At 39.2% G+C, this 14,154-nt stretch carries 10 protein-coding genes; 4 read left to right on the top strand and 6 right to left on the bottom strand.

The window, feature by feature from the left end:
* From ACTF6W_RS11080 to ACTF6W_RS11065, 4 genes are all read left to right on the top strand, one after another.
* Positions 1-569, top strand: a 569-nt coding sequence (locus tag ACTF6W_RS11080) for an aminotransferase class I/II-fold pyridoxal phosphate-dependent enzyme (RefSeq protein ID WP_438994608.1), incomplete at its 5' end; no start/stop codon positions are given.
* Positions 570-595: 26 nt separating this feature from the next.
* Complete coding sequence (locus tag ACTF6W_RS11075; RefSeq protein WP_438994607.1) at positions 596-1,720, top strand: pyridoxal phosphate-dependent aminotransferase; 1,125 nt, start codon at positions 596-598, stop codon at positions 1,718-1,720.
* A 149-nt stretch (positions 1,721-1,869) separates the two neighbouring features.
* Positions 1,870-2,991 (top strand): pyridoxal phosphate-dependent aminotransferase, encoded by a 1,122-nt coding sequence (locus ACTF6W_RS11070; RefSeq protein ID WP_438994606.1) that lies wholly within the window; start codon positions 1,870-1,872, stop codon positions 2,989-2,991.
* A gap of 125 nt (positions 2,992-3,116) precedes the next feature.
* Entirely contained in the window at positions 3,117-4,241 is a 1,125-nt protein-coding gene (locus ACTF6W_RS11065; RefSeq protein ID WP_438994605.1) for a pyridoxal phosphate-dependent aminotransferase, read from the top strand.
* A gap of 74 nt (positions 4,242-4,315) precedes the next feature.
* On the opposite strand, the gene trxA is transcribed toward ACTF6W_RS11065, so the two are convergent.
* The 6 genes from trxA to ACTF6W_RS11035 all read right to left on the bottom strand — a co-directional run.
* Positions 4,316-4,633 carry a thioredoxin gene (gene trxA, locus ACTF6W_RS11060; protein WP_438994604.1) on the bottom strand — a complete coding sequence of 106 codons (318 nt, stop codon included), beginning with the start codon at positions 4,631-4,633 and terminating at the stop codon, positions 4,316-4,318.
* Between the two features lie 72 nt (positions 4,634-4,705).
* Positions 4,706-8,137, bottom strand: coding sequence for a double-strand break repair helicase AddA (addA, locus tag ACTF6W_RS11055; RefSeq protein ID WP_438994603.1), 3,432 nt, complete (start codon positions 8,135-8,137; stop codon positions 4,706-4,708).
* Positions 8,137-11,097, bottom strand: a complete 2,961-nt coding sequence (gene addB / locus ACTF6W_RS11050; protein WP_438994602.1) for a double-strand break repair protein AddB — start codon at positions 11,095-11,097, stop codon at positions 8,137-8,139. Before addB ends, addA begins: the two co-directional genes overlap by 1 nt.
* A gap of 7 nt (positions 11,098-11,104) precedes the next feature.
* Positions 11,105-12,823 carry a phosphotransferase gene (locus ACTF6W_RS11045; RefSeq protein ID WP_438994601.1) on the bottom strand — a complete coding sequence of 573 codons (1,719 nt, stop codon included), beginning with the start codon at positions 12,821-12,823 and terminating at the stop codon, positions 11,105-11,107.
* Position 12,824: 1 nt separating this feature from the next.
* Positions 12,825-13,301 carry a tRNA (adenosine(37)-N6)-threonylcarbamoyltransferase complex ATPase subunit type 1 TsaE gene (tsaE, locus tag ACTF6W_RS11040; protein ID WP_438994600.1) on the bottom strand — a complete coding sequence of 159 codons (477 nt, stop codon included), beginning with the start codon at positions 13,299-13,301 and terminating at the stop codon, positions 12,825-12,827.
* On the bottom strand, positions 13,298-14,154 hold an 857-nt coding region (locus tag ACTF6W_RS11035; protein ID WP_438994599.1), incomplete at its 5' end, for a sensor histidine kinase. The genes ACTF6W_RS11035 and tsaE, both read right to left, overlap by 4 nt.

Raw genomic sequence — 14,154 nt, 5'->3', positions numbered from 1 at the left:
AAAATGCATTGGAAGAATTCTGTCTTGAATTTTCGAAAAAGGCGATGATTGTGATTGATGAGGCGTACTATGAATATGTACGTGATGATAGTTTCTCAACGATGGCACACCTTATTAAAGATAATCCAAATATTGTTGTTTTAAGAACCGCTTCAAAAATTCACGGGTTTGCAAATGTGCGTGTTGGCTTTGCCTTTGCTCACCCAGATACTATTCGTGAACTAATGAAATTTCGTTCTGGCACAACATCTTACCCTGCATTAATAGGCGCTATCACGAGCTATCAAGACGCTGACTATCAGAAATTTGTTGTCGATAAAAACTATGAATCGCTTAACATTCTATATAAGATGTTCGACGAATTAGATCTTCCATACGTTAATGCACATGCTAACTTCGTATATTACAATGCAAAACGGGATGCGAAAGAAGTAAGAGATAAATTGCTTGAATCAGGCATATTGGTCGGTAGACCTTATGAACCATATAAAAACTGGGTTCGCATTAGCACAGCAAAACCAGAAGAAATGAAATATCTTGTCGAAGTTTATAAACGGGACTTTGGCTAAACTATTAACCTCTAAGGGGATAAAACATGAGAGAATTAACAAGACGTGACTGGTTAAAAGGCACATCATCATTGGCTGCCGCAGGACTAGCCTATGCAACTTCCGCGCAAGCTCAAAGCGTAACTTTGAAGGGATATACTCCCACGAAAGAGAACCCTATCCGTATGAGTGCCAATGAAAACCCTTATGGTGTTGCACGCGCAGCACATAAAGCAATGGCTGGAGCATACGATGTATCTCATTTATATGGCGGGTCCGGTCGCCGTGAATTATTAAAGCTCTATGCGGATATGAATGGCGTAACCCCTGAAAATATCCTACTTGCTAGTGGATCAAAAGAAGTGCTTAAAGTTATGGCACTTATCACCGAACTTAATGGTGGTAAAGTAATGGCTGCTAACCCAACATATCACGATCTTGTTCGTTATAGCGAATGGGTTGGAACCGACATCATTTGGGTAGACGTCAAAAAAGACGATATGTCAATTGACCTGGATGCCATGCGCGCCGCTTATACGGATGATGTAAAAATAATCTATCTATGTAATCCAAATAATCCAATTCCAACCATAATTGAAAAGAAAGCATTACAAGAATTTGTGATGGAAATGTCGCAAAAATGTATCGTCTTTGTTGATGAAGCTTATCATGAATATGTAACCGATTCTAACTATGGTTCAATGGCACAAGTGGCTGCAACGACTGATAATGTTATTGTTTCAAGAACCGCGTCAAAAATTCATGGGTTTGCTGGCGTTCGGGTTGGGTTTGCAATCGCTAAGCCGGAACTTCTCAGAAAAATAAACCGCCGCGTTACGGGTACAGTTGCAACCCCGTCTGTTCATGGTGCACTTGCCAGCTACAAAGATAAAGAATTTATGGATTTCGTAATTCAAAAAAACAAAGAAGGCTTAGAAGAAGTCTATAAAGTTTTTGAGAAGCACAAAGTAAGACATTTTAAATCAAATGCTAACTTCACCTTCTTTGAAACCGGTATTGATTTTGCTGAAGTGAGAGACCGTTTCCTAAAGCACGGTATTAATGTCGGTCGCCCCTTCCCGCCATTCCTTGATTGGGCAAGAGTGAGCATTCAAAAACCAGAAGATATGAAATATTTTGCTGAGGTTTATGAAAAAGAGTTTGTTTCATAAACTTGATAACAAATTGAAATTAAAAGAGCATTGTCAATTGTGGCGATGCTCTTTTTTTATGTGTTAAATCTATCCGTGACTTTTTCAGAAAAATCGTTATCTTAAGTTATATTATTTCATAACATTATTAAAAATATAAGGAACTAGTAATGACAAATGATATATCAAGACGTGATTGGTTGCGTGGTGGCTCAGCGGCTGCCGTTGCAATGGTAATGGGTAATAGCCGCGCTTTAGCGCAGGACATGGCAGTTCCCGGCTTTAAACCAACAGCAGAAAACCCCATTCGTTTAGGGACGAATGAAAATCCATACGGCATTTCGCGGGCAGCCCGCAATGCCATTATCAAAATGTTCGATACGGCCCATCATTATGGTCGCGGAAAATATATGGAACTCATACAGACACTTGCTGAAATGGAGGGCGTTGAGCCTAAAAACATCACTTTTGCTAGTGGCTCAGGTGAAATTTTAAAAACGCTTGGCTTAATTACCAAAGTAGAAGGGGGACGCGTTCTAACCGCTGAGCCGACATATCATGATTTAACAAGATATGCTGAACGCCGTGATGTTCCAATTACACGCGTTCCTGTTGATGAAAATATGACCATTGATTTGGATGCCATGCGTGAAGCGTATACAGATGATGTCAGCATTATCTATCTTGTAAACCCAAACAATCCACTTCCAAGCATTATGCATAAAGATAAGTTACGCGATTTTTGTATTGATATGTCTAAAAAGTGTCTGGTCTTTATTGATGAAGCATATCATGAGTATGTTGAAAATCCAGATTATGAAACAATGGTGCCATTAACAGCCACGCATGAAAATATCGTTGTCGCCAGAACGGCCTCTAAAATACATGGATTTGCGGGTGTAAGGCTTGGTATCGGTTATGGCTCCGAAGCATGGATTAGGAAAATTCGTGAATTCATGACAGGTGGCACAAACCAACTGGCTGTTGCGGGAGCTGCAGAAAGCTATAAAGATACGGAAACACAAGATTTTCTGCGCCGTAAAAATCGTGAATCGCTTCAGATTACATATAATCTTTTCGATAAACATGGCGTTGAATATGTGAAATCAAATTCCAATTTCATCTTCTTTAAAACCGGAAAAGACATCCAAGAAGTCCGAAAAATGTTTAGTGAAAATGGTATCATCGTTGCGCGTCCCTTCCCGCCATTTCTTGATTGGTGCCGTGTAAGTATGGGCAAACCTGAAGATATGCAATATTTCGCCGAAGTTTACGAGAAACTGTTCACCTGACATTCGGCATCATTTTTATTCACTAAGGCACCGTACTATCATAGCACGGTGCCTTTTATATTTTTGATGACATCGACTAATTATTTGCTATCCTGATTACATAAATCACAAAAAAGGGAAGAAGAATGACTGAAATTACCAGAAGACAATGGCTCATAGGCGGAACGGCGCTTGCCGGTAGCCTTATGTTAGCTCAAAATGCCCATGCACAAAGTGTCACCATTGAAGGGTATACGCCAACCCCGGAAAATCCCATCCGTATGAGTGCAAATGAAAACCCCTACGGTATAAGCAAAGCGGCAAGTAAAGCAATGCACGAAGCGCACCAATATGGCCATCTATATAGTGGTGGTGGTGCAAGAGGTCCGCTAACTGAACTCATTGCAATTATGGAAAAAGTACCTACAGAAAATGTTATGGTGGCTGGTGGGTCAGGTGAGATCTTAAAAACACTGGCCCTTATGGTCGCAATGGAAGGTGGCAAAATTCTTGCCCCGAACCCAACTTATGACGATACCTTTATGGATTATAGTAACCGTCGCGGCATTGAAAAAATATGGGTGCCTGTTGCCGATGATCTATCAATTGATTTAGATGCAATGAAAGCAGCATATACGGATGATGTTAAGATCATCTATCTTTGTAATCCAAATAACCCTATCCCAACTGTCATGCACGGTGAAAAATTAAAAGAATTCTGCAAGGAAATGTCGCAAAAATGTTATGTTTTTGTTGATGAAGCATATTTTGAATATGTTACTGATCCAAACTATCAAACTATGATACCACTGGTCACAGAATATCCAAACGTTGTTGTGACACGCACTGCTTCAAAAATTCATGCATTTGCTGGGGTTCGAATTGGTTTCGGTTTTGGTTCAACAGAAATGCTTGCAAAAATTAAAAGCCTTATGACAGGCTCAATTAATGGACCCGCTATGTGGGGCGCGATTGCAAGTTATAAGGACACTGAATACCAAAATTTTGTTCTGCGTAAAAATGCAGAAGCACTTCAAATACTTTATGATTTCTGTGAAAAACACAATATGCGTTATATAAAATCAAATGCGAATTTCACATTTTTTGAAACAGGAATGGATTCAAAAGAAGTTAATGCGCGTATTCTTAAACACGGCATATTAATTGGACGCCCGTTCCCACCTAAGTTAGATTGGATGCGGATCAGTACAGCCAGACCGGAAGATATGCAATTTTTTGTTGAAGCATATGAAAAAGAATTCTTTAGCTAAAAAGTTATAAAAACCCAAAGAAAAAGGGCGCTCTCTAATAAAGAGACGCCCTTATTTTTTAATGATTAACAGGATTATGAGTTTTCTTTAATCCATGCTTCAAAATCACCTTTTGCCGTATTACCGACTTTCATCGCTGATACTTCGCCATTTTTAAACATAAGCATTGTCGGAATACTACGCACACCATATTTAGTAGGCGCTTCAGGGTTTTCATCAATATTCACCTTGGCAAATGTTACATCACCATAACTATTTGAAACTTCCTCAAATACAGGACCAAATTGTTTACAAGGTCCGCACCATTCCGCCCAAAAATCCACTATTACTGGTTTATCAGAATTCAAAACTTCTGCTTCGAAATCGGCGTCTGTTACTGCTTTAATGCTCATGTTTTTTCCTCAAATTAAATCAATATGTAGTGAACATAAGAAGCCCTCATACCTTCGTCAAGGGGAAGGATGTTAAAATGTAAATTTATTTAATAACTCGTCTGGAATTTCCATTAATTCTGCGATATCCGTCCATAATAAAAAGCATTTAATTGTTTTATCTGGATAGACTTCTTTTAAGACGGCTTTATAGGCGGCCATTTGTCTTTGATAAATTTTTGGAACCATTTCAGGACTTCTAGCAGGTGGTCTATTAGTTTTATAATCTATGATTAAAACCTCATCATTATGAATCGCCAAACGGTCAACTTGTCCACTTAATGTAAAATCACCAACTTGACCTACGATTGGTACTTCAGAACGACTATTAGGACCAAACAGTCCTTCTAAAGACGGACTGTTTAATATTTCTAACACTTCATTTTCAATGTCCGCAATTTGCTCAATAGATAATTCATGGGCATCTTGTTTCAAATAACGTTCAATTGATATTTGCCATTCATCAGAATTCTTATTTGGTAATATTTCTAACAATTTATGAATTAACCTACCTCGATGGTATTTTCGTTTATCCTGTTTCATTTGCTCAGCAATTTTTAAAGGGCTTCTTACCACTTCTTCATCTTCATCAATTTTTGATGGTGATAACGGCTTAGAAGGCATAGGTTCAACCATCGGTGTATTAAATGCCCACGATGGTAATTCCTTTACTTGATCATCCTTAATGAGTGGCGTTCTTACATCTCCTGCGTTTTTTGTGCCCTTCTCTAACCTTAAGACAAGTTCGCCCTTAACATCAATTTCTTCAGTACCGTACATATTATCAACGGCATTACGAATTAAATCATACCAATTTCCATCTTTACGCCCTCGTTTATCTTCCCACCCCGTGACATAAAGTTGATCTTCAGCACGTGTCATAGCAACATATAAAAGCCGCTTATTTTCATTTTCAATTTCACGTTTACGCTCATCAAACGCTGTTTTTGCGATGTCGACGCGCGTCTCTTCATTTCTTACATAAAGCAAGTGTTCGCTTAAACCTTCTTTATGCCAATATAAACTATCCTTTAATCCTGGACTTTGACACGTATCTGGAAGAAAAACGATCGGTGCTTGAAGTCCTTTTGCACCGTGGACGGTCATAACTCTAACCATACCGCCCCCCTGATCCATTTCCCTTTTAATTTTAATGTCGCCTTTGGTGAACCAATTTAAAAACCCTTGCATTGACGAAATATTATTTTGTTCATATTTCATTGCCTGATTTAAAAATTCATCAACTGGATCATTAATTTGCTCCCCAAGTCTAGCAATTAATTTTTGACGACCACCACGTGCAGATAGCAAATAAGTAAAAAAATCAAATGGTGGATAAAAATCCGCATAATTGGTTAGGTCAGTTAAGGCATCAGCCGCTTTTCTAAAACTGTCCCGCTCATTTCTGCGTTTCAAAAGCGCCTGCCATAAGCTTTCATTTTTACCCCGCGGGTTCGCAAGATCAAAAAGGTCTTCTTCTTCCAAACCAATAAAAGGGCTTTTTAAAACAACAGCCAATGTCAGGTCATCACTTGGCAAAAGCGTAAAATTGGCAACGGCCATCAAATCCATAACAGGTAATTGTTCCGTTAAAACCATTTGATCAAGTCCTGCGACATTAATACCGCGCATTTTTAAAGAACTGATCATATAGTGTACAAATTCTTTACGTTTTTGCACGAGGATAAGAATATCCCCTGCTGTTATCGGGCGACCTTTGGATGGCAAAATCTTCTTGCTATCAATCCAATTCTTAATTTGATCCGCGATTTTCTCAGCTACGATTTGTTTTGGATCATGACTTGCTTTTTGAATAACGGGCGGTGACCAATATTCGTCTTCTTTAACCTCTGGTGGCTCAATAGTATCCCATACTTCAACCAATCCGTGTTCATCTTTTCGGTACGTGTCATGTATAATTTCAGCATCATTAAATGATATGGCAAAGCGTTTTTCTTCATGTTCAAACACTTTATCGACAGTATCTAGAACGGCTGCCGTTGAACGGAAAGATAAATTCATCGGCACTTCAACAAATTTTAGCCCTGCATCATGTGCTTGTTTAATGAAATATCGTTTATTTTCATCAAATTTTCTCGGCTCTGCTTTTTGAAACGAATAAATTGATTGTTTAATATCACCAACAGCAAAAATTGTACGGCCCCCATTATCGCTTTCGTCACGTGCACCGGCACCATCAAAGAATTCTTGTGATATTTTACGAATAATATCCCATTGCGTCGGGTTTGTATCTTGCGCTTCGTCAATAAGAATGTGATCGATACCTTCATCAAGCTTAAACAAAATCCAGCTGGCATCAATTTTTTGTACGAGCTCGCTTACTTTTCCAATTAAATCATCATAATCAACAACATTACGGCTTTTCTTACGTTGATTATATTTATTAATCAGCTCAAACCCGATCCTTAAAATATTGCTCGTGTTTTCAAAAAGGGAAAATTTTCTTAGCCGTTCAATCACAAACATAACTCTTTCAGCTTCTTTAAATAACATCTCAAGATCAAGCGGATATTCATCGGATATTTTTTTAGTCGCAAGCTTCGCACGTATTTCATTTTTCGCCGTTAAAAAAGCTCCTTTATAAATGCCAAAACCATCAATTCTATTATCCGTATTATTCAACCATTCGAATATCAAAGCACCACGATCTTGATCGGTTTTAGTACCCGTTAATAGTTTCTTTGCTGCTTCTTCAATTTCAGTTGAATTTAAAAATTCATCATCACATGCCGCTTCTAAAATACTTTTTCTTGTGTCTTTTTTCTCAAAACCTAATAAACTTTTCAAACTTGCGATCAGACGGTCAAATGAATGTGAATTTCGTTTAAACAGAGTTTCCAAACCACCCCGTTCATTGGTTAAGCCCCTCATTAAATCGGTAAAGGTGCTTTCCGCGTGCATGCTTGATATTTGTTCTAATGATTTACTAAGCTCGTCACGCTCTCCGTCCGCGATCTCAAGCAAAAGTTCATCTTGCGAGAGACGCAATTGTTCATTGATCGTAATATCATCCAAAAGATCAAAATTTGGCGCAATGCCAGCTTCGACAGGAAACCGCCCCAATAAGGACTGACAGAATGAATGGATTGTTTGAATTTTTAAGCCGCCCGGCACATCAAGAACTTTTGCAAATAATTTACGCGCTAGAAGCAGTTGATCTTTTTCAGGGGCTTTCCCTAAAACACTCTCAAGCTCGGAATATAACTCGGCTTCATCCATTGTGATCCAAGTAGACAGCCGTTTATTAACGCGAATTGCCATTTCTGCGGCTGCGGTATTGGTATACGTCAGACATAAAATCTTATCAGGGCGACTGCCCGATAACATTAACCTCAGCACGCGATTGGATAATACGAATGTTTTACCTGTACCCGCCGATGCCCCAACCCAGACCGAAGCATTAGGGTTCGAGGCACGTAATTGTTCAGCTGTTTGCTTAACCATCAGCCCTCTCCCCATTCTTTCGTGCGGGCTAGGTGATCAAAGTCACCATATCCTTTTTCAAGTGGGTTTGGATTACTTAAATAGGGTGTTTTCTCCATATCAAACGTCGTGACAAGCTTAATTAACCCGTCATATGATTGCTTAGTGAGCTCTTCAATATCTATCTTGGCTTTGCCACTTGCTTTAAGGCTATATGATTTAATGTCACCGGGTTTTTCGCCCCCTTTTAATTCCCAATAAGATAGCTCAGAGACTGATCTGGTCGACTGCAATGAGAAACCACCTTTTGTGGCGATAACGGCTTCTAAGGATAACTGCGGCGCATATCCTGCCCTGATTTGATTGATCTTTGGACTGGTGCCTGTTTTATAATCAATAATATTTAACGTACCGTCCGGTAGTAAATCAATTCTGTCTGCTGTCGCGTCCAAAGTAAATTCACCACCAACTAAATCTTTCAGTTTTACTTGTCCAACTGTTTCTGTTGCCAATGTCTTTATGGTTTCTCGGCGTTTTGCTTCATTATCCACAAACCATTTTGCTATTTGCTTAAACCTAGGCCACCAAAAAGTGCGCACTGTTGGTCTATCTATTTTTTCTTTAAAATAGTTCTTACCGATATCTAATAACTTCTGATAGGCATCATCCGGCATATGATCATCATATTCATTCATAAAATCATCAAGAATATCATGAAGAATAATACCCTTATCAATGGCACCTGGATCCTGATCCAGCTCATCAAGTTTTTTTAATTTAAGTATTTTACTCGCGTAAATGCCATAAGGATCCTGCATCCACTGTTGAATACGGGTTACTGATAATTTACGCGGCCTTGCAGATATAGGCGGCGTTGGCGCAGGCAATTTAATGATTGTTGTCTCTGCTGGACTATCTATTTCTTTATAGAAAGAAAGCCATTTTTTGCTTTCTTTTTGATGATGCTCATCACCAATGATTGCATGAAGTCGATTTAACCAGCGTGATTTGACGGTCGGTGTACCCTCTTGCTTTTCTGATCTCGTAATCACAACATTTTTTGCGCTTGCCGTCTGTACGAAATCATGTGCACTTAAGCCTATTTTCTGCTCAAGTCCCGGCAGGCCAAAATCTTTTCGCATTGGTCTGCTCATCCATGGGTCATCCCCTGCATCAGGCGGCCAATTACCTTCGTTTAATCCTGATAAAATCATTAAATCCGCATGTTGAAGTCTTGCTTCCAGTGGTCCCCAAATATTTAATCTTGGGTGCTGCCCATATTTTGAACGGACGGTGACTGGTTTCATGAATTGCTCGAAAAGTGTAGCATATTGGTTGCTATTAAAATTACGCATGTAGGGTGCCGCTTGTTGCAAATCTTCAATTAATGTTGCTGCGGCTTCACCGTCATCGCCTTTCCATAATCGTTTATCACCTGAAATTTTATCGGTTGCCGCTAAATTCTCAGCCATTTCAATATGAGCGAGCAGCATTTCTTCAAATGTGACGTCTGGTTTGGCCATTAACGCATCAAAAGGTTCAATTGCTTTTTGAATTGAACACCACCACTCATATAATTCATCATCCTGACCACTTTCATGGGCCATAATCTTTTCATAACCATAAAGCCCGGCTGATGGCCTAGGACCGCGTAAATATCGACGTTCAAATTGTCTGACATTTCCCCTAAAGTCCGCGATTTTTTTACCGCCAGACATAAGCGGGTGTTTAAGGGCACTCATTAATGATACCGGGCTAAAGTTCTCCATCACCATTTCTGCAGTAAGCCTTAAATATACCCCAACGGCTTTGTTAAAAAGCGGTGTTCCCGCACTATCATCAATTTCAATATTCCATCGTCTTAATTCACCCGCAACTTGTCTTGCAAGCATTCGATCTGGTGTGACGAGCGCCGCCGTTTTACCCGGGGTTTCTAACTGCTCCCTCATCATCATCGCGATAATGCCTGCCTCTTCACGATTTCCGGGTGTAACAATTTGTTTAATGTCTTTTATTTCCGGTTTTATAAGGTCACGCCAATGATGGGTTGTCTCCGCAGGGCGCATTATTTCACGAAATAGAATAGTTTTCTCATTATCAATTTGCGGTGCGCTTCCATCCCAATTATTAATTTCAATTCTGTCAGCGCCAATAATTTCAAGCAAATGTTTCATAGTCGTTTGTGGATGGGTGTCCTCTATTTTTCCCCAAATTTCATCATCAACATTTTGATCTATTCCCGGTAATACAATCATACCTTTAGGCAGTCTTGAAATAATTGAAAGAAGTTCACCCGTCGCTTTAACGGAACCTGTTGAACCGGCGGCAATAATGGGATGTTCCGGTGGGTTATTTAACCAAGTCTCTTTTAACGCCTGCAATAAATTATTACGCCTTAACGCACTATCCATATAGCCCGTAGTCGCCAGAACATGTGGCCAACCTTCCGTTAGGATTTTTAAAAATTCCAATGTTTGTTGCCAATGGATGGCGTATTCTGCGGGTACGATATCTTCTATTGAATGAAAATTGATCTCTTCGGTTTGAACTTGATCAAGTAACTGACCTAATGCTTCTGCGAGAACGGCACATCCAGAATTTTCTGGAATATCTTCTTCGCTTTTTTTATACCAATCATGAATAATATTCATAAGAAGCATTTGCCGCATATATGGTGGCACAGAAGGCATTATGGAAAGATCATCATAAAGCGTACCACCACCCATTATCAAACCATCTTCATCAACATCCCCAATGGGTTGCATATTCGGTAATACAATCGGTTTTCCGTCACTGATCCTTAAAAATGCTTCTCGTAAGGACCGAACGGCACGTCTGTTTGGTAATAAAATTAAAACTTCACTTAAAGAAATTGGGTCATGGCCAAAACGTTCAATTATGCCGGTCGCGAGCACATCAACAAAAGATTGATGCGCCGGAATATTATATATTTCGGGATTTTTTTTAAGCCGTCTTGGCATAGGCTTTTTATTTCCCCTTTAATCGTTTCTCTGTTTCCCCAATCGCTTCAGGGGTGCCGACATGATACCATGATCCAGTGTGAACGATACCGAATAATTTCTTCTGTTTTTCAGCGCGGTCAAATAATATTTTTAAACTGAATGGCTCATCGGGCGTATCTTCAAAGCATTCGGGACGAATGATCATAATACCACTATAAAGATAATCAGCAGTACTGCTATTCCCTCGCCAAGATAAACAACCATCCTTTGCCATATGGAAATCACCTGCACCGTCATGACCGTGTGCTGCTTCTCTTTTAATAAGCAGCATAAGCATATCCATATTATCATCCCATGCGGTCGCTAATCTGGTTAATGCATCAAGCCCTTCGTTTTGCCATATCATGTCACTATTCATGATAAAAAATGGCTCATTTGAGAGCTGCTTAAGGCCTTTTTTGATCCCCCCACCGCTATCCATCAACAAGTCGCTTTCATCAGATAATAATATTTCTGGACGCCAATCAATACGCTCATTTACAAACATATCTATTTGATCGGCATGATGATGCTTGTTTATCACGGCACGTTTAACACCCGCCCACGCTAAAGCATCAAGTGTCCAGGTTAGCATTTCTTTTCCAGCAACCTTAATAAGTGGCTTTGGCATATCTTCGGTAAGCGGCAGCATACGAGTTCCCAATCCAGCAGCTAAAATAATCGCCTGATCAGGGTTTAATTTTTTCGCCATTAACGGCACATCGCGAAGGTTCGGTATATTTTCGTCCAACCAACCTTTCACACGTCCTAATGATGGATGCTCTAAGCAGCGCTCCAATAATCCCCACATACGTGGCTGAAGCCCTAAATAAGCATCTTTGCCGTCTCTTAAATAAAGTCGTGCAAATATACCGATGATCTTAATATTTCTTTGAGCGCCCAGGATAGCATAATGTTCTTTAAACTTTTCAAGATTAAGATCCATTTCACCCGCATAATATGCAACCATTTCTTCTTCAACTTTTGGAGTCACATCTCTTCTGGCATCCTGTAATAGCGACACAAGGTCATATGCTAAATGGCCTAAAACCGCGTCCTGAAAATCCAATTGTCCTATGCCACCATCTTCCATATCAAGTAAATTTTCAGCATGATAATCGCGAAGCACCATGCATTCTTGAATATTCGATATTTCAGATAACGCATCACGCCAGATATCCATAAATTCTTCACGTTTTTGAATTGATAAACGTTTTCCATGTATTGCCGGATAATACCAATCCGTTAAAAGGGCAATCTCAGTCAAATAAAGCGCCATATCATAGATTGGCAATTCATATTTTTGATCGTTCAGGGGCAAAACATTTGGGACATCGTGCTTATTTAATGATATCAGCTCATCTACGGCCCTTTTATATAGTGAAGCTTCTTTTTCTGGCTGCCTTTCTAAAACTCTTTTAAAAAGGTCATCCCCAAGATCTTCTAATAATAAAAATCCTTTATCAAAATCAAATGCATATATTGCGGGTGCCCTTAATCCTTTTGAATGAATATATTTTGCCACCGCAAAAAATGGCCTCGTATCTTCAAAAACAGGTGGGGCATCCATAAGCACCGCTTTTTTATTTCCTTGCACCACCCTGTCGTAACGCCGAAATGATGCATCACCAGCAAGCGGTGTTATTTCTGCATTTGCCCATTCCGTAGTCGCGAGAAATTTTCTAATGTCGTCTTTTCGGCTCATACTATACTTTTAAGTCCTTTAATCTAATTGCCCAATAATCATCGCAGATAATTTTTATATTTCTCGATCCTTCATCATCCCCCATGGAAAGCATTATTTTTAAATGCCCATCAGGTAAATAAGACCCCATTTTGTCAGGCCATTCAATCAAAGTAATTGCAGTGTCAAATCCATCTTCTATCCCTAATTCTAAAACGTCTTCGCTATTTTCTAATCGGTATAAATCAAAATGCCAAATCGCTGGTTTTTGCTGATCATCAAGTTCAGGTTCATATGTTTGCAGAAGGCTGAATGTCGGGCTTGGAACATCCTCGTGGTATCCTATTGCATGAATTAGTGCGCGACAAAATTCTGTTTTTCCTGCTCCTAATGTTCCTTCAAATGTGATGATATCTCCGGTTTTAAGGGTGGCGGACAATTGATTTGCAAACAGACGCGTAGCCTCTAAATTTTGAAGATTAAAATTTAACTCTCTCATGACAATAACTGCGGTATCTCACTGTATTTGCCTTGCTCTTGAATATCCTCAAATTCAGGTAGTTCTTTTGGCAGTCTACATGTCAATTCTGAACCAATTCCTAAATCGGATTCAACTATCACTTCGCCACCATGAATTTCAACAAATATCTTCACCAGTGATAACCCTAATCCTGTTCCTTTTCCTTTGGGAACGTTTGATCCCGTATAAAATTTTTCAAAAATTTCTTCTTTTTCATCCGGCTCTATTCCAATACCGTCATCACGGATACTTATAAAATAATTTTGTTCATCTTGCCACGTTCTCACATCAATATGGCCAGATTCAGATGTAAATTTAACCGCATTACTTAAAAGGTTAGAAACAGAATGCTGAATTCGCTTAGGGTCAGCTTTAACGGTCGTTAATCCTGGATCATAATCCACATTAAGATGAATATGTTTTTGCTTAACTCTTTCATCAACTTTTCTAATCACATTATCAATCATTTCTGGCAAGTTAAATTCAGACGCTTCAATGGAAAGACCACCGGCCTCAATAACAGAAAGGTCAAGAATATCATTAATAAGATCAAGTAAATAATCTGAAGCACTCAGTATATTTCGCATATATTGATGTTGCTGCTCATTGAGTGGACCTTGATATTCTTTTTTAAGAAGTTCCGCAAAACCCAAAACACTATTAAGCGGATTTCTAAGTTCATAAGACATATGGGCTAGGAAATCTGTTTTAATATTTTGGGCTTCTTCTAGGGCTTCGTTGTGCTTTCTTAATGAATATTCAACACGGAAACTATTAGTTACGTCGATAAAAATGAGAAGAACCGCACCATCTGGCAATGGTACTAATGAAT

It is taken from the genome of Pseudemcibacter sp. (assembly GCF_965661635.1).
Lineage (GTDB): Bacteria > Pseudomonadota > Alphaproteobacteria > Sphingomonadales > Emcibacteraceae > Pseudemcibacter.
Note: the sequence above shows the minus strand (reverse complement) of the source record. Positions and strands in the feature narration are given on the sequence as shown.

Bases quoted from the DNA above. Each gene is read 5' to 3' on its own strand.
- ACTF6W_RS11075 (WP_438994607.1), top strand. From the start codon at position 596: ATGAGAGAATTAACAAGACGTGACTGGTTAAAAGGCACATCATCATTG.
- ACTF6W_RS11070 (WP_438994606.1), top strand. From the start codon at position 1,870: ATGACAAATGATATATCAAGACGTGATTGGTTGCGTGGTGGCTCAGCG.
- ACTF6W_RS11065 (WP_438994605.1), top strand. From the start codon at position 3,117: ATGACTGAAATTACCAGAAGACAATGGCTCATAGGCGGAACGGCGCTT.
- trxA (WP_438994604.1), bottom strand. From the start codon at position 4,633: ATGAGCATTAAAGCAGTAACAGACGCCGATTTCGAAGCAGAAGTTTTG.
- addA (WP_438994603.1), bottom strand. From the start codon at position 8,137: ATGGTTAAGCAAACAGCTGAACAATTACGTGCCTCGAACCCTAATGCT.
- addB (WP_438994602.1), bottom strand. From the start codon at position 11,097: ATGCCAAGACGGCTTAAAAAAAATCCCGAAATATATAATATTCCGGCG.
- ACTF6W_RS11045 (WP_438994601.1), bottom strand. From the start codon at position 12,823: ATGAGCCGAAAAGACGACATTAGAAAATTTCTCGCGACTACGGAATGG.
- tsaE (WP_438994600.1), bottom strand. From the start codon at position 13,301: ATGAGAGAGTTAAATTTTAATCTTCAAAATTTAGAGGCTACGCGTCTG.